The 22,282-nt window shown below is 69.9% G+C and carries 18 protein-coding genes; 13 read left to right on the forward strand and 5 right to left on the reverse strand.

Annotated elements, in window-relative coordinates:
- Nucleotides 1–3 precede the first annotated feature (3 nt).
- The 7 genes from E5671_RS02140 to E5671_RS02170 all read left to right on the forward strand — a co-directional run bounded on the left by E5671_RS02140 (nucleotide 4) and on the right by E5671_RS02170 (nucleotide 8,058).
- Entirely contained in the window at nucleotides 4–1,050 is a 1,047-nt protein-coding gene (locus E5671_RS02140) for an LLM class flavin-dependent oxidoreductase (protein WP_160502128.1), read from the forward strand.
- 78 nt (nucleotides 1,051–1,128) lie between these two features.
- On the forward strand, nucleotides 1,129–2,160 hold the full coding sequence (locus tag E5671_RS02145) for a hypothetical protein (protein WP_160502129.1): 1,032 nt from the start codon (nucleotides 1,129–1,131) through the stop codon (nucleotides 2,158–2,160).
- A 22-nt stretch (nucleotides 2,161–2,182) separates the two neighbouring features.
- Entirely contained in the window at nucleotides 2,183–3,253 is a 1,071-nt protein-coding gene (locus E5671_RS02150) for a hypothetical protein (RefSeq protein WP_160502130.1), read from the forward strand.
- 10 nt (nucleotides 3,254–3,263) lie between these two features.
- A complete protein-coding gene (locus tag E5671_RS02155; protein WP_160502131.1) occupies nucleotides 3,264–4,736 on the forward strand; it encodes an MDR family MFS transporter in 1,473 nt (490 codons plus the stop codon).
- Between the two features lie 75 nt (nucleotides 4,737–4,811).
- On the forward strand, nucleotides 4,812–5,993 hold the full coding sequence (locus tag E5671_RS47270; RefSeq protein ID WP_202120937.1) for a nucleotide disphospho-sugar-binding domain-containing protein: 1,182 nt from the start codon (nucleotides 4,812–4,814) through the stop codon (nucleotides 5,991–5,993).
- An 85-nt stretch (nucleotides 5,994–6,078) separates the two neighbouring features.
- On the forward strand, nucleotides 6,079–6,918 hold the full coding sequence (locus E5671_RS02165) for an NmrA/HSCARG family protein (protein WP_160502132.1): 840 nt from the start codon (nucleotides 6,079–6,081) through the stop codon (nucleotides 6,916–6,918).
- Between the two features lie 195 nt (nucleotides 6,919–7,113).
- Nucleotides 7,114–8,058 (forward strand): aromatase/cyclase, encoded by a 945-nt coding sequence (locus E5671_RS02170; RefSeq protein WP_160502133.1) that lies wholly within the window; start codon nucleotides 7,114–7,116, stop codon nucleotides 8,056–8,058.
- A gap of 62 nt (nucleotides 8,059–8,120) precedes the next feature.
- On the opposite strand, the gene E5671_RS02175 is transcribed toward E5671_RS02170, so the two are convergent.
- From E5671_RS02175 to E5671_RS02195, 5 genes are all read right to left on the reverse strand, one after another.
- A complete protein-coding gene (locus E5671_RS02175; protein WP_160502134.1) occupies nucleotides 8,121–9,038 on the reverse strand; it encodes an NADP-dependent oxidoreductase in 918 nt (305 codons plus the stop codon).
- Between the two features lie 129 nt (nucleotides 9,039–9,167).
- Nucleotides 9,168–10,112 (reverse strand): 3-hydroxyacyl-CoA dehydrogenase NAD-binding domain-containing protein, encoded by a 945-nt coding sequence (locus E5671_RS02180; protein ID WP_160502135.1) that lies wholly within the window; start codon nucleotides 10,110–10,112, stop codon nucleotides 9,168–9,170.
- Complete coding sequence (locus E5671_RS02185; protein WP_160502136.1) at nucleotides 10,112–11,179, reverse strand: LLM class flavin-dependent oxidoreductase; 1,068 nt, start codon at nucleotides 11,177–11,179, stop codon at nucleotides 10,112–10,114. Before E5671_RS02185 ends, E5671_RS02180 begins: the two co-directional genes overlap by 1 nt.
- 18 nt (nucleotides 11,180–11,197) lie before the next feature.
- Nucleotides 11,198–11,668 (reverse strand): nuclear transport factor 2 family protein, encoded by a 471-nt coding sequence (locus E5671_RS02190; RefSeq protein WP_336605628.1) that lies wholly within the window; start codon nucleotides 11,666–11,668, stop codon nucleotides 11,198–11,200.
- Between the two features lie 64 nt (nucleotides 11,669–11,732).
- Nucleotides 11,733–12,851 carry an acyl-CoA dehydrogenase family protein gene (locus E5671_RS02195; RefSeq protein WP_160502137.1) on the reverse strand — a complete coding sequence of 373 codons (1,119 nt, stop codon included), beginning with the start codon at nucleotides 12,849–12,851 and terminating at the stop codon, nucleotides 11,733–11,735.
- 219 nt (nucleotides 12,852–13,070) lie between these two features.
- Between E5671_RS02195 and rfbA the strand changes: the two genes are divergently transcribed.
- The 6 genes from rfbA to ahcY all read left to right on the forward strand — a co-directional run bounded on the left by rfbA (nucleotide 13,071) and on the right by ahcY (nucleotide 22,223).
- Nucleotides 13,071–14,018 (forward strand): glucose-1-phosphate thymidylyltransferase RfbA, encoded by a 948-nt coding sequence (gene rfbA / locus E5671_RS02200; RefSeq protein WP_160502138.1) that lies wholly within the window; start codon nucleotides 13,071–13,073, stop codon nucleotides 14,016–14,018.
- Between the two features lie 115 nt (nucleotides 14,019–14,133).
- Nucleotides 14,134–15,372 (forward strand): methionine adenosyltransferase, encoded by a 1,239-nt coding sequence (gene metK / locus E5671_RS02205; RefSeq protein WP_160502139.1) that lies wholly within the window; start codon nucleotides 14,134–14,136, stop codon nucleotides 15,370–15,372.
- Nucleotides 15,373–15,519: 147 nt separating this feature from the next.
- The gene (locus tag E5671_RS02210; RefSeq protein ID WP_160502140.1) at nucleotides 15,520–16,503 is read left to right on the forward strand and encodes a PfkB family carbohydrate kinase; all 984 of its coding nucleotides are present in this window, start codon (nucleotides 15,520–15,522) and stop codon (nucleotides 16,501–16,503) included.
- Nucleotides 16,500–19,964 carry a methionine synthase gene (gene metH, locus E5671_RS02215; RefSeq protein ID WP_160502141.1) on the forward strand — a complete coding sequence of 1,155 codons (3,465 nt, stop codon included), beginning with the start codon at nucleotides 16,500–16,502 and terminating at the stop codon, nucleotides 19,962–19,964. The genes E5671_RS02210 and metH overlap by 4 nt, the downstream gene beginning before the upstream one ends.
- Nucleotides 19,964–20,836, forward strand: coding sequence for a methylenetetrahydrofolate reductase [NAD(P)H] (metF, locus tag E5671_RS02220; protein ID WP_160502142.1), 873 nt, complete (start codon nucleotides 19,964–19,966; stop codon nucleotides 20,834–20,836). The genes metH and metF overlap by 1 nt, the downstream gene beginning before the upstream one ends.
- The gene (ahcY, locus tag E5671_RS02225; RefSeq protein ID WP_160502143.1) at nucleotides 20,814–22,223 is read left to right on the forward strand and encodes an adenosylhomocysteinase; all 1,410 of its coding nucleotides are present in this window, start codon (nucleotides 20,814–20,816) and stop codon (nucleotides 22,221–22,223) included. The genes metF and ahcY overlap by 23 nt, the downstream gene beginning before the upstream one ends.
- Nucleotides 22,224–22,282: the final 59 nt, after the last annotated feature.

Here is a 22,282-nt window from a genome sequence, read left to right on the forward strand (position 1 = left end):
CGCATGCATCTGTCCGTCATCGACCAGTCACCCGTACCCGACGGGTTCAGTCCCGCGGAGGCGCTGCAGCACAGCCTGGAACTCGCCACCCTCGCGGACGAGCTCGGCTACCACCGCTACTGGGTCGCCGAGCACCACGCCTCCCCGTTCCAGGCGGGGGCGGCGCCGGAGATCCTCACCGGCCAGATCCTGGCGCGGACCAGCGGCATCCGGGTCGGCTCCGGCGGCGTACTGCTGCCGTACTACAGCCCGTTCAAGGTCGCCGAGGTCTTCCGGGTGCTGCACGCGCTCTATCCGGACCGGGTCGACCTCGGGGTGGGCCGTGCCCACCTGTCCAGGGAACCGGCGGTCCGCGCGCTGCGGCGGGACGCGGCCGATCCCCTCGACGGCAGCGACTTCCTCGACAAGGTCCAGGAGCTGCGCACCTTCGTCGGCGGTGAGGACTTCCCCGAGGGGCACGCCCATGAAGGGCTGCGTCCCTCGCCCGAGATGCCCGGCAGCCCCGACGTCTGGGTGCTGGGGGCGAGCGTGTCGAGCGCCGAGGCGACGGCTCGGCTCGGACTGCCCTACGCCTACGCCCACTTCCTGGGTCCCGACCAGACCGAGCAGGCGGTGCGCCGGTACCGCGAGGCGTTCGTGCCGCACACCGCGGGCGACCGGCCGCGCGTCATCCTGGGCATCGGGGTGTACTGCGCGGAGACGGAGGCCGAGGCCCGCGCACTGTTCTCCGGCCACCGGCTGTTCCGCAAGCGCATGGAGGCGGGGATCGCCGGGCCGGTCCCCTCGCCCCAGCAGGCGATCGAGGAGCTGGGCGAGGAGGCCGCGCTCGCCCCGGACCCCGGGCCCGGACACGACGGGCACGACGCCTACGTGCGCAACGCCGTCGGCACGCCCGAGCAGGTGCACTCCCGCATCACCGAACTGGCGGACACCCTCGGCGTCGACGAAGTGGCCGTGATCAATTCGATCCACGACCACAAGGCGCGGATGCGCTGCTACGAGCTGCTCGCCGAGGCCTTCGGCCTGAAACCGCGCGCCCAGCACCGCTGACGCCCGCGCGCTTCGGCGCGATTCGCTCCCCCCCGCAGGCCTTACGGCCTGTGACCCATGCCCTATGAGAGGACCCACATGAAGACCCAATCCGCCCTGCGCATCGCGGCCGTGGCCGTCGCGGCGGTCGTGACGGCAGGTACGGCCACCGCCGCCTCCGGCGCGGAGCAGACGGCCGGCACCGACCTGGGAGTGCTGCCCGGTGGAAACAACAGCCTCGCCTTCGACGTGAACAACGGCGGTCTGGTCGTCGGTTACTCGAACAACAGCGAGGGCTCCAACCGCGCCGTCCTCTGGGACAAGCAGGGCAACGCCGACGCCTTCGGCACGCTGCCCGGGGACACCGACAGCGTCGCCTACACCGTCAACGACAAGGGCACCGCGCTGGTGGGCCGGTCCTACGTCCCGAACGGCGCCCAGCGGCCCGTGAAGTGGAACCGCACCGGCACCATCACGGAGCTGCCCGCTCCCGCCGGTTCGACCATAGCCAGGGCGTATGCCGTCAATGACGCGGGGACCGTGGTCGGTTTCGCGACCGGCAGCGACGGGCTTTACAAGGCCGTGCGATGGAGCGCGGACAACAAGCTGAGCCTGCTTCCCCCGCTGCCGGGCGACCAGGCCTCGGGCGCCGCCTGGATCACCAACACCGGGACGACCGCCGGTTACTCCAAGGACGCGCAGGGCGGCAGCCGCGCGGTGCTGTGGAACCGTGCCGGCGACGTCACCGCGCTCAACGCGCCCAAGGGGCACACCGGGGCCCAGGCGATCTCGGCCAGCGACACCGGTATCACGGTCGGCAACTCCGTCACCGGAGAGACCTCGCACGCGCTGCGCTGGAGCCGCAGCGGCAAGGTCACCGAGCTGGCGCCGCTGCCGGGTGACGCCTCGGCCCAGGCGTTCGGCGTCAACGACTCGGGCACGGCGATCGGCTTCTCGGTCGCGCCCGACGGCCAGCGCAAGGCGGTGCGCTGGAGTGCCGGCGGCACGCCCACCCACCTGACCGGGGGTGTGGGTCACGCCGCGGTGTACGGCATCAACGACTTCGGCTCGACGGCGGGCTTCACCAGCACGACCGACGGCAAGAACCGCTCGACCCTGTGGGAGGACTGACGTGCTGTCCCACCCTCTCCCCGTGAAGCAGGCCGCACCCGTCCGCACAGGGGGCCGGGGCTCTCTCGTACGCCGCGTACTCGCTGTCGTCGCGGCGGGCGTGACCCTGGCCGCCACCCCCCTCGCCTCGGCTCACGCCGCGCCCGCCGGCACCGTCCTGGCCCCGCTGCCCGGCGGTACGTTCAGCACGGCCTACGGGATCGACGACAACGGCGTGGTCGTGGGCTACGCCGGGACCGCCGCGGGACACACCCACGCGGCGCGCTGGAGCGCGGACGGCCGCCGCGTGAAGGACCTGGGCACCTTGCCCGGAGACACGGAGAGCATCGCGTACACCGTCCGTGAGGACGGCACGATCGTCGGCATGTCGGCCGGCCGGGACAAGGTCGAGGACGCCGTGAAGTGGACCCGGTCCGGTGCGGTGGTCCGACTGCCGGGCCTGCCGGGCGCCACCGAGACGCGCGCCTACGGGATCAACGACAACGGCGCCGCCGTCGGCATCTCCAGCACCCCGACCGGTGTGCACCGGCCGGTCAGGTGGAGTGCGAGGGGCGAGGTCACCGCGCTGACCACGCTGCCCGGCGACCCGGCCGGAGGCGTCGGCGGCATCAACGACCGCGGCGTGTCGGTCGGTTACTCGGGCACGCCCGGCGGCGTACTCACTTCGCTGCGATGGGCCGCCGACGGGACGCCCACCGAGCTCGAACCCCTGGCGGGGGACAACTCCAGCCATGCGAGCTGGATCAACAACGCGGGTGTCGCCGTGGGCCATTCGTACGTGGCAGGCGCCCATCCGCTGATCCGTCCGCTGCGGTGGGAGGCCGACGGCACCCCGGTGGCGCTCGAACTGCTGCCGGGGGACACCGGCGGCTCCAGCTGGGGCATCAACGACGAGGGATACAGCACCGGTTACACCTACGCCCCGGGTGGTCAGACGCACGCCGTGCGGTGGGCACCCGACGGCACGGTGACCAAGCTCGGCGTCCTGGAGTCCGGTGCCGGTGAGGGCTACCAGATCAACGCCCATGGAGCCGTCGCGGGCTATACGACCTCGGACGACGGGGCCACGCTGGCCGCGCTCTGGAAGGACTGAGCCCCCTACCATGCCGACAAAATCCGAAGCGCCGCCCCTGGGCCGGCCGTTGATCGTCCTGGCCGGTGTCCAGATGGTCGGCTCGTTCGCCGCTCTTCTGGACGCCACCATCGTGACCGTCGCGCTGGACGCCACCTCCCGGGAGTTCGACGCCTCGGAAAGCGCGGTCGCCTGGGCCAGCACGGCGTATCTGCTGACCATGGCGCTGGTCACCCCCGTGGTGGGGTGGGCCATCGACCGCTTCGGCGCCAGACGCATGTGGATGTCCGCCCTGACGGTCTTCCTGGTCGGGTCGGTGCTGTGCGGCCTGGCCTGGTCACTGGAGAGCCTGGTCGCCTTCCGGGTCGTCCAGGGCATCGGGGGCGGCCTTGTGCTCCCGCTGAACATGGCGATCCTCGCCCAGGCGGCGGGGCCGGAGCGCTTCGGCCGGATCATGAGCATGGTCGGCATCCCCGGCCAACTGGCCCCGATCATGGGGCCGGTGCTCGGTGGTGTGATCGTCGCGGCCGCCGGATGGCGTTGGATCTTCTTCATCAACATTCCGCTGTGCCTGCTGGCGCTGGTCCTGTCGTGGCGGGTGCTGCCCGCCGGACTCCCGCCGGGCAAGGCACCGCTGGACCGGGTGGGTCTGGCGCTGCTGCCGCCCGGCCTGGTGCTGCTCGTGTACGGCTTCTCCCGCATCGCCGATGCGGGGGAAGCCTCCAGCGCGATGCCCGCGCTGTGCCTGGCCGTCGGTGCCGTGCTGCTCGTCGCGTTCGTCGTCCACGCGCTGCGCGTGGAGGCTCCCCTGATCGACCTGCGGCTGTTCGTCCACCGGACGTTCACCGCCTCCTCCGTGATGACCTTCCTGCACGGCATCGCGGTCTACGGCCCCCTGCTGCTGCTCCCGCTGTTCTATGCGCGAGTACGGGGCTACGACGCGGGCGAGGTCGGCTGGCTGCTCGCGCCGCAGGGCATCGGATCGCTGATCGGTATCTCGGTGGCAGGGTCGCTGGCCGACCGGTACGGGGCCCGGCCGCTGGTGATCGGCAGCACCGTCCTGACGTTCGTCGGCACGCTTCCCTTCACCCAACTCTCCGCGGATCCGCCGGTGTCGCTGCTGAGCGCCGCCCTCGTGGTGCGCGGATTCGGGGTCGGCCTGCTCGGGGTAGCCATCGTCACCGCCGCCTACCGCGACGTGCCCGCGGAGCGGATCTCCCGGGCGACCGGCACCATCAGCGTCGTCCAGCGGGTCGGGGCCTCGTCCGGCACCGCGGTGATCGCCCTCGTCCTGGGGCTCCAGCTGGCGGACGCCTCCGCCGCGCCGGCCGCCGAAGCGGGCGCCTACGGCAACACCTTCTGGTGGTCCGCGGGGCTGACCCTCGTGGCCCTGATCCCCGCAGCCCTGTTGCCCCGCATGCGACCGGCGGCGGATCGACAGGACGCGGGCGGTGCGGACGCCGCGCCGCGGCAGCGGTCGGACTCGGGCCGTCCGGCCTCGTGAGCGTCTCGTGCGCTTCTCGAGGAGACGTCGAGAGGCGCCGGGCAGTCTCTGCGCCGGTAGCCGTCAGCTCTCACGGTGTCTCATCATGGAATCGAGGTCGACGCGATGCGCGTGCTGTTCGCCGTCTCTCCGGGACTGGCCCATCTCTATCCATCGTCCGGTCTCGCCTGGGCGTTCCGCGTCGCGGGTCACGATGTCGCCGTGGCCACTTCGGGTGTCTCCACCGAGGCCGCGGCCCACGCGGGTTTCGCGGTGCGTGAGGTGTCGCCCGGTGCCGATTTCGCCGCCGTCTTCAGGCGGCCGGGATCGGCTCAGGAGCGGGCGCGCGCCAGCCGGGAGCTGGGACTGGCCGTTGCCGAGAACCCGCGGACGCCGGACACCATCCTGGAGAAGTTCTCCCGGGTCAGCGATCTGATGCTGGAGGGCACCCTTCGCTTCGCCGAGGCCTGGCAGCCGGATCTCATCGTGTACTCCCGGCTGCAGGGGGCGGCACTGGTCGCCGCGCGGGCTCTGGGCGTGCCGGCGGTCGACCACGGGTTCAGCTTCATGCGCGAGGGAGCGCTGCCCGAGCGCTACCTTCCGTACCTGACTCCCCTGTACGAACGGGCGGGCGTCCCGGCCGAGTTGCCCTCCATCACGTCCTTGTACTTCGCTCCCCAGCACATGATGCACGGAGAGGGCGAGGGATGGCCCATGCGGGCCGTCCCCTTCCAGGGGGGCGGCACCCTGCCCGACTGGATGGCCGAGCCCAAGAGCCGCCCCCGCGTCTGTGTCACGCTGGGCACCACGGTGCCCCGTGTGAGTGGTGTCGGCAGCCTGGAGAGCGTGCTGAACGCGGCCGGTGACGTCGACGCGGAGTTCGTGCTCGCGCTCGGCGACGACCCGGAACTCGACACCCTGGGCACGCTGCCCGACAACGTGCGGCTCGTCGGCTATACGCCGCTCAGCACGCTGCTCACCACGTGTGACGCGGTCATCCACCACGGCGGTGCGGGGACCACTCTGGCCTCCTCCCACGCCGCGGTTCCGCAGCTGGCGATGCCCCACGGCGCCGACAACTGGCTCAACGCCGCCATGATCGAGCGGTGCGGGCTCGGCCTGAACCGCGAGCCGGGCGACGTGGACGCGGCGCTGCTCAAGACACTGCTGCACGACGAGGGGCTGCGCGCGTCCGTCCGGGACGGCGCGCGTGCGCTGACCGCGGAGCCGGGCCCCGACCAGATCGTGCCGCGCCTGCTCGACCTCATCGGAAAGTGATCCAGGTCACTTTCGATGATCCCGATCCACCTTGACCTCAAGCCTGCTTGAGGTCGGACACTCAGTACAACAGCTATCAAGGAGTATGACGTTGAGCGACAACAAGATCATTCTCGTCGTCGGCGCCACCGGGAACCAGGGTGGCGCCACGGCCCGCGAGCTGCTGTCTCGCGGATGGACCGTGCACGCACTGGTGCGTAACCCCGACAAGCCGGAGGCGCGGGCGATCGAGGAGCAGGGCGCCGTACTCGTCCAGGGTGACCTCGACGACGTCGAGTCGCTGCGTCGTGCCATGGCAGGCGTGCACGGTGTGTTCAGCGTGCAGGCGCTGGCCTACGAGCCGGAGACCCTCGCCGACGAGGTGCGCCAGGGCAAGACGGTGGCCGATGTGGCCAAGGAGAGCGGCGTCGCGCACCTGGTGTACAGCTCCGTGGACGGTGCCGAGCGCGGCAGCGGCATCGACCACTTCGAGAGCAAGGCCGAGATCGAGAAGCACGTCCTGTCGCTCGACATCCCCACCACGATCCTGCGGCCGGTGTTCTTCATGAACAACCTGCTGTACTTCTCCGTGGAGGACGGCGAGCGAGTGATGAAGCTGCCGGTGAAGCCCGAGCGGCCGATGCAGTTCATCGCCTCCGACGACATCGGCTTCTTCGCTGCCGAAGCCTTCGACAAGCCCAAGGAGTACATCGGCCGCCAGGTCGCGCTCGGCGGTGACGAGATCAGCTTCTCCGAGGTCGCCGCGGTCTACGAGCGGCTCACCGGTACGCCGACCCGCCTTGAGCCGCAGCCCATCGAGGACCGGATGTTCGTGTGGTTCGCCGAGGAGGGCTACCAGGCGGACATCCCGGCGCTGCGAAAGCAGCACCCCGGCCTGCTGACGCTGGAGAAGTTCCTCTCCCAGCGGCTGCCCGCCGCCTCCTGACCCGGCCCGGCCGCGCACCCCGCGCCCGTGAGCCTCGGCGACCCCCGCCGAGCGCCCACGGGCGTTCGCCGTTCGCCGCGCGGGCCTTGGGCACACCTCGACCGTTCCTCCAGGGGTCCTGGCGACCCTCGACGAGGCAGTGCACCGCAGCAGCCCCGAGAGGCAGCAGCCCCGAGAGCGGGAGGACCAGGACACATGGCAGTACACGAGCAGGCGGCGCGAGCCGCGCACGAGGTCAAGGTGGCGGCACCTGCCCAGCAGGTCTACCGGCTCCTTGCCGACCTCGACAACTGGCCCTGGATGTTCCGGCCGTTCGTCCACGTCGAACTCCTGGGAACCGAAGGGGACTTCGAGCGGGTAGGGATGTGGACCACGACCGGGGACGAGGTCGGGCACTGGATCGCCCTGCGGCGCCTGGACGAGGCCCGGCTGCGCATCGACTTCCGTCCCCAGACGCCCGAGGCCCCGCTGGCGACCATGCAGCGCACGTGGGTCGTCGAGCCGCTGTCCGAGCGGGAGTGCACCGTCCGGCTGCTGCACCGCTACACCCTCACCGAGGACGATCCCGCGGCGCGCGAGGCCACCGACCACGTGATCGACACGATCGCCGGCGCCGAGACCGAGGCCGTGCGGACAGCGGCCGAACTGGCGAACGAGACACCGGAGTTGCTCGTCACCGTCACCGACACCGTCGACATCGAGGCGCGGGCCGGCGAGGTGTACCGCACCCTGTACGACGTGCGTGCCTGGCCCAGGATCCTGACGCACGTCGCGCGGGCGAAGACCCTGCAGGATGCCGAAGGGCTGCAACTCGTGGAGATCGACACGGTGGAGGCGGCCGGCGGGCTGCTCGCCATGCGGACCGCGCGGGTGGGCCGCCCCGCGCACACCATCGCGTACAAGCAACTCGTGCTGCCGCCGATCGGCAGCAGTCACCATGTCCGCTGGCACATCGCACCGACGCCGAAGGGCGCCCGTGTGACGTCCGAGCAGACGGCTGTCATCGACCGGGACGGCGTCGAGCGGATGCTGGGCCAGGGCAACAGCACGGCCGAGGCCACGTCCTTCGTACGGCGCGAGCTGAGCGCGAAGGCCCGGTTGCTTCTCGGGGGCGTGAAGGAGCACCTGGAGACGCGGTGAGCTCCGGTACGCGTGTGGCCCGCCCCTCTCAGCTGGGGCGGGCCACACGCGTACCGCGTACCTCAGTCGAGCGTGAGGACGATCTTGCCGTGTCCGTGCCCGGTCTCCAGGGCCCGGTGCGCGTCCGCGGCCCGCGCCAGGGGATAGGCGCCCCGGATGTGCAGCTCGATGCGGCCCTGTGCGTACAGCTCGACCAGCTCGCGCAGACGCGTGGTCGACCGGGCGGGCGCGAGGAGGGGCACCCCCAGTTCCTGGGCCGTCTCATCGGCGACCATGGTGCGGATCCGGTTGCGGTCCTTGACCACCTCCACGGAGGCGCGCAGGGCCTCGGGACCCACGTTGTCCATCGCGGCGTCCACGCCCTGCGGTGCCACGGCCCGCACTCGGTCGGCGAGACCCTCGCCGTACGTCACCGGCACGGCACCGATGGACCGCAGATACGCGTGATTCGCCTCGCTGGCCGTACCGATGACCGTGGTGGCCCCCCACGCCTTGGCGAGCTGCACCGAGAACGTGCCGAGCGCCCCCGCGGCAGCGTGGATCAGCACGGTGTCGCCGGGGCCGACCTTCATGTCCTGCAGAGCCATGTGCGCGCCCTGGCCGTTGCCGGAGAACCCGCCGGCGATCTGCCACGGCATGTTCGCCGGCTTGTGCACGACCTTGGCGACCGGCGCCACCACGTACTCGGCGTAGCAGCCCAGGGTGCTGAACCCGAGCACCTCGGCGCCCACCTCGAACTCCGTGACGCCTTCGCCGGCTTGGTCGACGACGCCGGCGAACTCGTTGCCGGGCACCACCGGCGGCTCGACCGCCTTCAGATAGGGCGGCGTCCAGCCGCCGCGGATACGGGCGTCGAAGTGCTGGACACCCGCGACCCGCACCCGCACCCGCACCTCACCTGGACCGGCCTGAGGAGGGGCCACGTCCGACAGCGTCAGGACCTCAGGTCCGCCGAACGTCGTCAGGGCTGCAGCCTTCATGGCGATCACCGCGCATTCATCGTCGGTTGGGGAATCGGGATTCGGGATTCGGATCATGATCTCTCGAACGGGTCGAGGCCGTTTCGAGAACCGCTCGATACGCGGTCACCGAAACGGCCTCGGCACCCTTCAGCCCCGCTGGGACACCTCGGCGAGTGTCCGCAGGACGGCGGTCTGCTTGGCGTCGCGCTCGCGCACCAGCTCCTCGAAGGACCGTGCGCCGTACGCCTCTTCCGCCTGCTCGATGAGCGATTGGATGGTGGCGTCGTCCATGGGCGGGCGGCCGAGCAGCTCCCAGCCCTGCTCGAGACCGGCGCCGAGGGTGGTCAGCCACTTGCGCAGACCGCCCTTGCCGCCGCCGAGATGGAAGGCGAGGAAGGGGCCCACGGTCGCCCAGCGCAGCCCGATGGAGTGGGTGACCACGCGGTCCAGCTCTTCGAGGGAGACCACGCCTTCGCGCACCAGGTGGACGGACTCGCGCAGCAGAGCCGACTGCAGCCGGTTCGCGGCGAAGGCCAGGATCGGCTTGCGCAGCACCACCGGAACCCTGCTGACCGACTCCAGGAACGCGACTGCCTCCTCCACGGCGTCCGGCGCCGTCCGCTCACCCGCGACCACCTCGACCAGCGGCACCACGTGCGGCGGGTTGAAGGGGTGGCCGACGACCAGGCGGCTGGAGTCCGCCATCCTCGCGCCCATGTCATCCGGGTTCAGGGTGGAGGTGGACGACAGGATCAGCGCGTGTGCCGGGACGGCCTTGCCGATCCGTTCGAAGAGCTCCTGCTTCAGGGCCAGGTTCTCCGGGGCGTTCTCGACGACGACGTCCACGTCCGCGACGGCCCGCTCGATGTCGGGCTCGAACTCAAGCCGCTCGCCGAACGTCGCCGGATCCGCCGTGCCCTCGGGGAGGTACGGGGCGTACAGCTCAAGTGCCTCGGCCACGATGGCCTCGGCGTCGGGCCTGCGGCTGTTGACCCGCACCCGCAGACCGTGCCCGAGGAACAGGGCGATCCAGCCGAGACCGATCGTGCCGGCACCGATGACGGCGACCGTGGGCCGCTGTGCGGTCCCCATCAGCGCCCCTCGCCCAGCTTCGGGATGACCTGCTCGGCCATCAGCCGCATCGTGGTCGCCGCGTCCTCGAAGGACAGATGCCCGGAGTGCACGCCGAGGCTGATCGTGATGTCGTCACCGAACCAGTCGGAGATCTGCTCCAGTTGACCGCGCACCTGCTCCGGGGCGCCGATGAGCAGCTTGTTCTGCTCCAGCTTGGACTCGAAGTGGGAGTGCTTGGTGGCCTCGAAGAGCTTCTCGTACCCCGGGTAGGCGTCGGATCGCGTGGTTCCCCAGGCGGCGACGGCCTGATGGATCGCGGCCGAGTTGCGGTCGTCGTCGTGGCGTCCCTTGACGCGGGCCTGCTCGCCGTCGGAGTCGACGACACAGGGGTAGCTGAAGTGGATCTGCTCCGTGCCCGGGGTGCGGCCGGAGGCCGCCCACTGCGCGCGGTACAGCTCGAGCCGGGACTGCAGCTCCTCGGTCGACATCACGTTGGGCACCGTCTGCAGGTGGTGGCCGTTGCGGCCCGCCTCCGCGCAGGACTCGGCGCTGCGCGCCGTGGTCACGAACACCGGCGGGTGCGGCTGCTGAACCGGCCGCGGCAGCAGCGTCACCGGACCGAACTGGTGGAAGCGGCCGTCGACGACGACGTCTTCCTCGGACCACAGCCGCTTGATCGCGTCGACACCCTCGACGAAGCGGTCCTTGGACTCGTCCATGGAGATGCCGAAGGCCTTGAACTCGTCGGGCAGGAACGCCCGTCCGAAGGCGGCGTCCACCCGGCCGTTGGAGATGTTGTCCAGCATGGCCAGCTTGCCCGCGAGCTTCACCGGGTGCTGGAACGCCGGGATGGTGGCGCTCGTGCCCAGACGCACCCGCCGGGTGCGGCCTGCCGCGGCAGCCAGGAAGGTCACCGGGTCGGGGCTGTAGCCGCCGTAGGCGAAGAAGTAGTGCTCCACCATCTTCACGTGGTCGAAGCCGAGTTCCTCGGCGAGGTCGACCAGGCGCAGCGACTCGTCGAAGTACTGCTGTGCGGGCTTGTCGGCGGGGCCGACGGTGGGGAAGAAGACAATCCCGAATTTCACGAAAGCTCCTCAGCGAGGTCAGTCACGGCCGGAGCCGTCGTGGTGCAGATCGCGGTGGCGGACCTGCCAGCTGCCGTTCACATTCACCAGGTGGTCGTGGCAGATCACACTGGCGAAGATGTCGAGGGCGCCTCCGCGTGGAGTGCGCATGGCCAGCGCGTACGCACGGGTGCGCAGTGAGCCGTCGTCCTCGCGGGTCACGTCGAGCATGCCGAGCCAGTGCCTGAAGTCGACCTTCTCCTCGTCGAGCCGCTTCTTGCGGGCTCGTGACGAGGCCCGGATGGCGTCCCGGCCGCGCAGCGGTTCGGACAGCCGGCTGGCCTCCTGGAACACGCCGTCCTCGGTGAAGGTCTCGGCCCATTCGTCGGGCCGGCCGTCGTCGATCAGTCCCATCTGGCGGGCGTAGAACTGCTGCACCTGTACGTACAGTTCGGCGGGGACGGCTGCGTCCGGGGCCGTGCCGATGGTGTCGGGGATCGAGTCGCTCACGCGAACCGCCTTTCGTCAGTGAGCCGGCTGGCCGGCTCGGGTACGTCGTCGAGGTCCGCGGGGCTCACAGAGCACCCGAACCGTCCAGGAGTTGGCGCCCGTAGGCGCGGGCCGCAGGGTCGAAACGCAGCGCCACATGGCTGGCCAGGCTGTGCACGTCGCGCCAGACGCGCTGCACCGGATGACCGGCGAGCTGGCCCGCGCTGCCCGACGCACGCAGCAGCGACTCGACCACGTCCACCAGCTGTTCCACGGCGTACGCGCAGTCCGCCGGGGAACGGACCAGTTCCAGGGGCGTGGCCTGAGGCGCGTCGGCCACTCGCGCGGCCCGTTCGAGCAGAAGTTGTGCGCTGTCCACCGCGATCGTCGCCCGGGCCAGTGCCGAGAGCGGCCCGGTCTCTTCCTCGGCCGCGCCGCGGGCCGAGTCCTCCCACGCGCGCAGCGCGGCCCGGGCGGCCCCCAGCGCCGGTGCGCCGAAGACGAGCCCGCTCAGGAGGCGCAACGGCGCCGTGTGGCAGCGGGCGTCGGAGCCGACGCTACGGCCGACGAGCATGTCCTCCCGGAGGAATCCGCGCTGCGCCGGCACGAAGACGTTGTCCGCGAGCAAGGTGTTGCTGCCCGTGCCGCGCATCCCGAGCGACGTCCAGGTGTCGGCCACCCGGTAGTCCTCGCGCGGAAGGGCGAAGAACCAGGGCACCTGCTTGCCGTCCTCGGGAGCAAGCGCGCAGACGAGGGCCCAGTCGGAGAAGTCCACGGCACTGGTGAAGCTCCACTCGCCGGTGACCCGCCAACCGCCCCTGACCGCGGTGGCGCTGCCGCGGGGGATCAGCGCGCCCACGACGGTGCTGTCCGCGCCCTTCGCCCACAGCTCCTGCTGCGCCTCCTCGGGCAGGTAGGCGCCCATCCGGCCGGCGGCGGCGATGACCGACGCGCACCAGCCGGCCGATGTGCAGCCCTGTGCGAGGGCGGACACGGCCTCCAGAAGTTCGACAGCCGAGCCGTCCCGGCCGCCCCAGCGGGCGGGAACGAAGTGCCGGGCGAATCCGGCGTCGCGGATCCCCTCGGCCACGGGCCCTGGCAGCAGGCGTTCGGCGTCGGCCCTGTCGGCATGGCGCGCGGCGACGGTGGCGAGCTCCTGCGCCCGAACGCGCAGTTCCGTACCGGTAGTCGGCCAGCTTGGCATCAGCAACCACTTTCCTCGCTCGTCGTGGTGGTGCCGCAACAGGGGCGGGCAGTGCACCGACTGTCGCCGTGGGGGATCCAGACACGCTGGAAGGCTGCTCAACGTCGTGGCGGGGGTGCTCCGCGCGGCCACGACTCACCTTCGACCGAGGCCTCCCATGCTCGGTGGGCCAGGAGTTGGGGACGGCCCAGAGCAGACGACGACACGAGGTGACATCCGGTGAAAGGCATCATCCTGGCCGGGGGCAACGGCACCCGGCTGCACCCCATCACGCTTGGGGTGTCCAAACAGTTGTTGCCCGTCTACGACAAGCCCATGATCTATTACCCGCTGTCCGTGCTGATGCTGGCGGGCATCCGGGACATCCTCGTCATCTCGTCGCCGCGGGACCTGCCGCAGTACCGGACCGTACTCGGCGACGGCAGCTCGCTCGGAATCAACCTCTCCTACGCCGAGCAGGCCCAACCGCAGGGTCTGGCGCAGGCGTTCACCATCGGCGCCGACCACATCGGTGACGATTCCGTCGCGCTGGTCCTCGGGGACAACATCTTCCACGGGCCCGGCTTCTCAACTCTGCTTCAGGAGCATGTGCCGCACACCGACGGCGCCCTGCTGTTCGGCTACCCGGTGCGCGATCCCGAGCGCTACGGGGTCGGCGAGGCGGACACGCTGGGGCGGCTCACCTCGCTGGAGGAGAAGCCCGTCAACCCGCGCTCCAACCGCGCCATCACCGGCCTGTACTTCTACGACAACGACGTCGTCTCCATCGCCCGTCAGCTGCGGCCCTCGCCGCGGGGCGAGCTGGAGATCACCGACGTCAACCTGGACTATCTGGCCCGTGGCAAGGCCCACTTGGTGGACCTCGGCCGTGGATTCACCTGGCTGGACACCGGCACCCACGATTCGCTCCTCGACGCGGGGAACTACATCCAGGCCCTGGAGCGCCGCCAAGGGCTGCGGATCGCGTGTGTCGAGGAAGTGGCCCTGCGCAAGGGATTCATCAGCGCCGACCACTGCTACCGCCTCGGGGAGCAGCTCGGGCAGTCAGGTTACGGCCGTTACGTCATGGACGTCGCCGCATCGCTGCGCGGCGCGGGACCCGAGCGACGCGGCGGGTCCATCGGTGTGGAGCACGGCATCCGAGAGGCGGAACCGGCCGTGCTGTGAGGCACCACGGCCTCGGCTCACATCCCGGGCGCCACCCGGCAACCACGCCTCTTCAAGCAGTTCTCCAGAACGGTCGGGGACTGTCTATTCAGCTGAAGCAACAGGAGGAACCGTCGTGTCCCGTCGTCTGTTCACCTCGGAGTCTGTGACCGAGGGGCATCCCGACAAGATCGCTGACCAGATCAGCGACGTCATTCTCGACGCGCTGCTGGGCCAGGATCCCGCTTCGCGTGTCGCGGTCGAAACCCTGGTCACCACCGGTCAGGTGCACATCGCGGGTGAGGTGACGACATCGGCGTACGCCGACATCGCCGCGCTGGTGCGGAAGAAGATCCTCGACATCGGTTACGACTCGTCGGCGAAGGGTTTCGACGGCGGCTCCTGCGGCGTTTCGGTGTCGATCGGCGCGCAGTCTCCCGACATCGCGCAGGGCGTGGACACGGCGTACGAGTCTCGTGTCGAGGGCGCCGCGGCGGGCGGGGAGAGCGACGATCTCGACCGGCAGGGCGCGGGCGACCAAGGCCTCATGTTCGGGTACGCCACGAACGAGACGCCCGCCTTGATGCCGCTGCCGATCGAGCTGTCCCACCGTCTCGCGCGTCGTCTGACGGAGGTCCGCAAGGACGGCACCGTCCCCTACCTGCGCCCCGACGGCAAGACCCAGGTCACCATCGAGTACTCGGGCAGCCGGCCGGTCCGCCTGGACACCGTGGTGGTCTCGTCGCAGCACGCCGCAGACATCGATCTGGACTCGCTGCTCACCCCCGACATCCGCGAGCACGTGGTCGAGCACGTACTGGCGCAGCTCGCCGATGACGGCATCAAGCTGGAGACCGAGGGCTACCGCCTCCTGGTCAACCCGACGGGACGCTTCGAGATCGGCGGCCCGATGGGCGACGCGGGCCTGACCGGCCGCAAGATCATTATTGACACGTACGGCGGCATGGCTCGCCACGGCGGCGGCGCGTTCTCCGGCAAGGACCCGTCCAAGGTGGACCGTTCGGCGGCGTACGCGATGCGCTGGGTGGCCAAGAACGTCGTCGCCGCCGGCCTCGCCGACCGCTGCGAGGTGCAGGTCGCGTACGCGATCGGCAAGGCCGAGCCGGTGGGCCTGTTCGTGGAGACCTTCGGCACGGCCACCGTCGCGGTCGAGAAGATCGAGGCCGCCATCGCCGAGGTCTTCGACCTGCGCCCGGCCGCGATCATCCACGACCTGGACCTGCTGCGTCCCATCTACTCCCAGACCGCGGCGTACGGCCACTTCGGCCGTGAGCTGCCGGACTTCACCTGGGAGCGCACCGACCGCGCCGACGCCCTGCGCAAGGCGGTGAAGGCGGTGAAGGCGGCGGCCTGACGGTGCGGCGCCGCCGGGGACACCCCGGCGCCGGAGCCAGCGGTGCACGGCTCCCCCCCCGGGCCGTGCACCGCTTTCCCCGTGTGGTGTCAGCCACCGGAGCTGTTTCGTTCCCGATGTCGGCCTCAGGTTCAAGGAGTGCTTTTCGTGCGTATCGCCGTGACTGGATCGATCGCGACCGACCATCTGATGGTCTTCCCCGGACGCTTTGCCGAGCAATTGATGAAGGAACAACTGGAGCGGGTCTCCTTGTCGTTCCTCGCCGACCGGCTGGAGGTGCGCAGGGGCGGTGTCGCCGCCAACATCGCCTTCGGTCTCGGTCAGCTCCGTCTCGAGCCGATCCTGGTGGGTGCGGCGGGAATCGACTTCGCCGAGTACGACAGCTGGCTGCGGGCGAACGGCGTCGACACCTCGGAGGTGCGGGTCAGCGAGAGTCTGCACACCGCGCGCTTCGTGTGCACCACCGACGACGACCAGAATCAGATCGCCACCTTCTACGCCGGCGCGATGGCCGAGGCGTCCCGGATCGATCTGGCCGCGATCATCGCCCGTACGGGGAAGCCCGAGCTCGTCCTGGTCGGGGCCGACGACCCCGAGGCGATGCTGCGGCACACGTCCACGGCGCACAGCCTCGGTGTCCCCGTCGCCGCCGATCCCTCCCAGCAGCTCGCCCGCCTCGACCGGGAGCAGGCGCGTCAACTGGTCGACGGGGCCGGGTGGTTGTTCACCAACGAGTATGAGGCGGCGCTCCTGCTCGAGCGCACCGGCTGGAGCGAGCAGCAGCTTCTCGGCCGGGTCGGCACCTGGATCACCACGCTGGGCGACGCGGGTGTCTCGCTGGCCCGGTCAGGTGACCCCGTGGTGCGGATACCGGCCGTGGCCACGGACAGGATCGCCGACCCCACGGGTGCGGGCGACGCCTTCCGGTCGGGGTTCCTCGCGGGCACGGCATGGAAGTGGCCCCAGGAACAGGCCGCCCGGCTCGGCTGTGCCCTGGCCACCACGGTGCTGGAGTCGGTCGGCACCCAGGAACACAAGCTGGTCCCCTCGGACCTCATCGACCGTATCGACCAGACATACGGCAATGACGTGGCCCGTGCCATCGAGCCACGGTTGGCAGGTCTGTCATGAGTACGGCAGAGCGCCGGCGCGTCGATGCCTTCCGCGAAGCCCTCGCCACGCGTGTGGTGGTGGCGGACGGTGCGATGGGCACGATGCTCCAGGCGCAGGACCCGACACTTGAGGACTTCCAGCAGCTTGAGGGCTGTAACGAGATCTTGAACGTGACCCGGCCGGACATCGTCCGCTCGGTGCATGAGGAGTATTTCGCGGTCGGTGTCGACTGCGTGGAGACGAACACGTTCGGCACGAACTTCGCCGCGTTGAGCGAGTACGACATCCCCGAGCGCAACTTCGAGCTGTCCGAGGCGGGTGCCCGTATCGCCCGCGAGGTGGCGGATGAGTTCACCGCGTCGACGGGGCAGCAGCGGTGGGTGCTGGGTTCGATGGGTCCGGGCACCAAGCTGCCGACCCTGGGTCACGCCCCCTACACGGTGCTGCGCGATGCCTATCAGATCAACGCCGAGGGCATGATCGCGGGCGGTGCGGACGCGCTGCTGGTGGAGACCACCCAGGACCTGTTGCAGACCAAGGCGGCGATTCTGGGTGCCCGCCGGGCTCTGGAGGCCACCGGCGCGAACCTCCCGCTGATCTGCTCGGTGACGGTCGAGACGACGGGCACGATGCTGCTCGGCTCGGAGATCGGCGCCGCGCTGACCGCCCTGGAGCCGCTGGGCATCGACATGATCGGCCTGAACTGCGCGACGGGCCCGGCGGAGATGAGCGAGCACCTGCGCTACCTCGCCCGCCACTCGCGCGTCCCGATCTCCTGCATGCCCAACGCGGGCCTGCCGGTGTTGGGCAAGGACGGCGCGCACTACCCGCTGACGGCCCCGGAGCTCGCCGACGCCCAGGAGACCTTCGTACGCGAATACGGCCTGTCCCTGGTCGGCGGCTGCTGCGGCACCACCCCCGAGCACCTGCGCCAGGTCGTCGAACGCGTCCGCGGCGTGGAGACGGTGCGCCGTGAGCCGCACCCGGAGCCGGGCGCCGCCTCGCTCTACCAGACCGTGCCTTTCCGCCAGGACACCGCGTATATGGCGATCGGTGAGCGCACGAACGCCAACGGCTCGAAGAAGTTCCGTGAGGCGATGCTGGAGGGCCGCTGGGACGACTGTGTGGAGATGGCCCGCGACCAGATCCGCGAGGGCGCGCACATGCTCGACCTGTGCGTCGACTACGTGGGCCGCGACGGGGTCGCCGACATGGCCGAGCTGGCGGGCCGGTTCGCCACCGCCTCCACCCTGCCCATCGTCCTTGACTCGACCGAACTGCCGGTTCTTCAGGCGGGGTTGGAGAAGCTGGGCGGCCGCGCGGTCATCAACTCGGTCAACTACGAGGATGGGGATGGTCCCGAGTCGCGGTTCGCGAAGGTGACCGCGCTCGCCAAGGAGCATGGTGCGGCGCTGATCGCGCTGACCATCGACGAGGAGGGTCAGGCCCGTACCGTCGAGCACAAGGTGGCCATCGCCGAGCGCCTCATCGACGACCTGACCGGCACCTGGGGCGTTCACGAGTCGGACATCCTCATCGACTGCCTGACCTTCACCATCTGCACGGGCCAGGAGGAGTCACGCAAGGACGGCATCGCCACCATCGAGGCGATCCGCGAGCTCAAGCGCCGCCACCCGGACGTGCAGACCACGCTGGGCCTGTCCAACATTTCCTTCGGTCTCAACCCCGCCGCCCGCGTCGTCCTGAACTCCGTGTTCCTGGACGAGTGCGTCAAGGCGGGCCTGGACTCGGCGATCGTGCACGCCTCCAAGATCCTGCCCATCGCGCGTCTCGACGACGAGCAGGTGAAGGCGGCCCACGACCTGATCTACGACCGCCGCGAAGAGGGCTACGACCCCCTGCAGAAGCTCATGGAGCTGTTCGAGGGCGTCAACATGAAGTCGATGAAGGAGGGCAAGGCCGAGGAGCTCCTCGCGCTGCCGCTGGACGAGCGCCTGAAGCGCCGCATCATCGACGGCGAGAAGAAGGGCCTGGAGACCGACCTCGACGAGGCCCTGGAGACCCGCCCGGCGCTCGACATCGTCAACGACACCCTGCTTGAGGGCATGAAGGTCGTCGGCGAGCTCTTCGGTTCGGGCCAGATGCAGCTGCCCTTCGTGCTGCAGTCCGCCGAGGTGATGAAGACCGCGGTGGCGCACCTGGAGCCGCACATGGAGAAGTCGGACTCCGAGGGCAAGGGCACCATCGTCCTGGCCACCGTCCGCGGTGACGTGCATGACATCGGCAAGAACCTCGTCGACATCATCCTGTCCAACAACGGCTACAACGTGGTCAACCTCGGCATCAAACAGCCGGTCGCCGCGATCCTGGACGCCGCCGCCGAGCACCGCGCCGACGTCATCGGCATGTCCGGTCTCCTGGTGAAGTCGACCGTGATCATGAAGGAGAACCTGGAGGAGCTCAACCAACGCAAGATGGCCGCCGACTTCCCGGTGATCCTCGGCGGCGCGGCACTCACCCGTGCGTACGTCGAGCAAGACCTCCACGAGATCTACGAAGGCGAAGTCCGCTACGCCCGCGACGCCTTCGAAGGCCTGCGCCTGATGGACGCCCTCATCGCGGTCAAGCGCGGCGTCCCCGGCGCCACGCTGCCCGAACTCAAGCAACGCCGCGTTCCGAAGCGGGAGGTGGTGCTGGAGGAGCCGCAGGAGATCGGACGCTCGGACGTCGCGACCGACAACCCCGTCCCCGAGCCGCCGTTCCGCGGCACCCGCGTCGTCAAGGGCATCCACCTCAAGGAGTACGCCTCCTGGCTCGACGAGAACGCCCTTTTCAAGGGCCAGTGGGGGCTCAAGGGCGACACCATCGAGAGCGAGGGCCGGCCGAGGCTGCGCATGTGGCTCGACCGGCTGCGTACGGAGAATCTGCTCGAAGCGGCCGTGGTCCACGGCTACTTCCCCTGTGTCTCCAAGGGTGACGACCTGATCATCCTGGACGACGACGGGAACGAGCGGACCCGGTTCACCTTCCCGCGCCAGCGCCGCGGCCGGAACCTGTGCCTCGCGGACTTCTTCCGCCCGGAGGAGTCCGGCGAGACCGACGTGGTCGGCCTTCAGGTCGTCACCGTCGGCTCGAAGATCGGCGAGGCCGCCGCCGAGCTGTTCGCCGCCGACTCCTACCGCGACTACCTCGAACTGCACGGTTTGTCCGTGCAGTTGGCCGAAGCCCTGGCCGAGTACTGGCACTCCCGCGTGCGCACCGAGCTGGGCATCGACGGAAGTGACCCGTCCGCGATGGAGGGCATGTTCCGTACCGAGTACCAGGGGTGCCGGTACTCCCTGGGCTACCCGGCCTGCCCCGACCTGGAGGACCGCGCCAAGATCGCGGATCTGCTCGGCCCGGAGCGCATCGGCGTCGTCCTTTCCGAGGAGTTCCAGCTCCACCCCGAGCAGTCCACCGACGCGATCGTGCTCCACCACCCCGAGGCGAGCTACTTCAACGCCGGCGGAGGCCGCTGATGCCGACATTCTCCTTCGAGTTCTTCCCGCCCAAGACCCCCAAGGGGGAGCGCACGCTGTGGGAGGCGATCCGCCGCGTCGAACCGCTCGCCCCGGACTTCGTGTCCGTCACCTATGGCGCCGGCGGATCCTCCCGGGACCGTACCGTCGAGCTGACAAAACGGGTCGCGGCCGAGACGACCATGAGCCCCGTAGCCCATCTGACCGCGGTCGGGCACTCGGTGGCGGAGCTGCGCCGCATCGTCGGCCAGTACGCCGACGCGGGTGTCCGGGACGTCCTCGTCGTGCGCGGCGACCCGCCCGGCGACCCGAACGGTCCTTGGATCCCGCACCCGGACGGCCTGACCTACGCCCACGAACTCGTGTCCCTAGTCCGGGAGTTGGGCGACTTCACGGTCGGTGTCGCGGCCTTTCCCGAACGTCATCCGCGTTCGCCGGACTGGGACTCGGACATCCGCCATTTCGTCGCCAAGTGCCGGGCCGGTGCCGACTACGCCATCACTCAGATGTTCTTCCGGGTGGAGGACTATCTGCGGTTGCGCGAGCGGGTGGTCGCCGCGGGCTGTGACACCCCGATCATTCCGGAGATCATGCCGGCCACCGATGTGCGTCAGATCAGCCGCTTCGCCGAACTCAGTGGCGCCGCGTTCCCCGAGGACCTGGCGCACCGCCTCGAAGCCGCGCGCGACAACCCGGCCGACGGACACCGCATCGGCGTCGAGTACGCCACCGTCATGGCCGAGCGGCTGCTGGCCGAAGGGGCCCCCGGACTGCACTACATCACGCTCAACCGCTCGACGGCAGCGCTTGAGATACACCGCAACGTACTGAACTCAAGGAGTGGACCGTATGTCCTCGCAGATCACCGCTGACTTCACGGACTTCAAGGTCGCCGACCTGTCGCTCGCCGAGTTCGGCCGCAAGGAGATCACTCTCGCCGAGCACGAGATGCCCGGCCTGATGTCGATCCGCAAGGAGTACGCCGCCTCCCAGCCGCTGGCCGGCGCGCGGATCACGGGGTCGCTGCACATGACCGTGCAGACCGCCGTCCTCATCGAGACCCTGATCGCCCTGGGTGCCCAGGTCCGCTGGGTCTCCTGCAACATCTTCTCCACCCAGGACCACGCGGCCGCGGCCGTCGCCGCCGCGGGCATCCCGGTCTTCGCCTGGAAGGGCGAGACCCTGGAGGAGTACTGGTGGTGCACGGAGCAGGCCCTGACCTGGCCCGGGCAGGTCGGCCCGAACATGATCCTGGACGACGGCGGCGACGCCACCATGCTCGTCCACAACGGCGTCGACTACCAGAAGACGGGGGAGCTACCCGCCGCGGACAGCGAAGAACTCGCCGTGGTGCGCGCCCTGTTGGAGAACAGCTCCCTCGACTGGGCCCAGCTCGCTTCTGAGATCCGTGGCGTGACGGAGGAGACCACGACGGGCGTCCACCGCCTGTACGAGATGCACCGCGACGGCACCCTGCTGTTCCCGGCGATCAACGTGAACGACGCGGTGACGAAGTCGAAGTTCGACAACAAGTACGGCTGCCGCCACTCGCTGATCGACGGCATCAACCGCGCCACGGACGTCCTGATCGGCGGCAAGACCGCCCTCGTCTGCGGCTACGGCGACGTCGGCAAGGGCTGCGCCGAGTCCCTGCGCGGCCAGGGCGCGCGGGTGATCATCACCGAGGTCGACCCGATCTGCGCCCTTCAGGCGGCGATGGACGGCTACCAGGTCGCGACGCTCGACGACGTCGTCGACCAGGTCGACATCTTCGTCACGACGACCGGCAACAAGGACATCATCATGGCCTCGGACATGGCCAAGATGAAGCACCAGGCGATCGTGGGGAACATCGGTCACTTCGACAACGAGATCGACATGGCCGGTCTGGCGAAGATCCCCGGGATCGTCAAGGACGAGGTCAAGCCGCAGGTCCACACCTGGACGTTCCCCGACGGCAAGGTCCTGATCGTCCTGTCCGAGGGCCGCCTGCTGAACCTGGGCAACGCGACCGGCCACCCGTCCTTCGTGATGTCCAACTCCTTCGCGGACCAGACGCTGGCCCAGATCGAGCTGTTCACCAAGCAGGAGGAGTACCCCACCGACGTCTACGTCCTCCCCAAGCACCTGGACGAGAAGGTCGCCCGCCTCCACCTGGACGCGCTCGGCGTCAAGCTCACCACGCTGCGCCCGGAGCAGGCCTCGTACATCGGCGTAGAGGTAGAGGGCCCGTACAAGCCCGACCACTACCGCTACTGAGCCACCCGGCAACACCGAAGCCCCCGGCCTCCGGAATTCATCCAGAGGCCGGGGGCTCC

The sequence above is a fragment of the Streptomyces sp. BA2 genome, assembly GCF_009769735.1.
Taxonomy (GTDB): domain Bacteria; phylum Actinomycetota; class Actinomycetes; order Streptomycetales; family Streptomycetaceae; genus Streptomyces.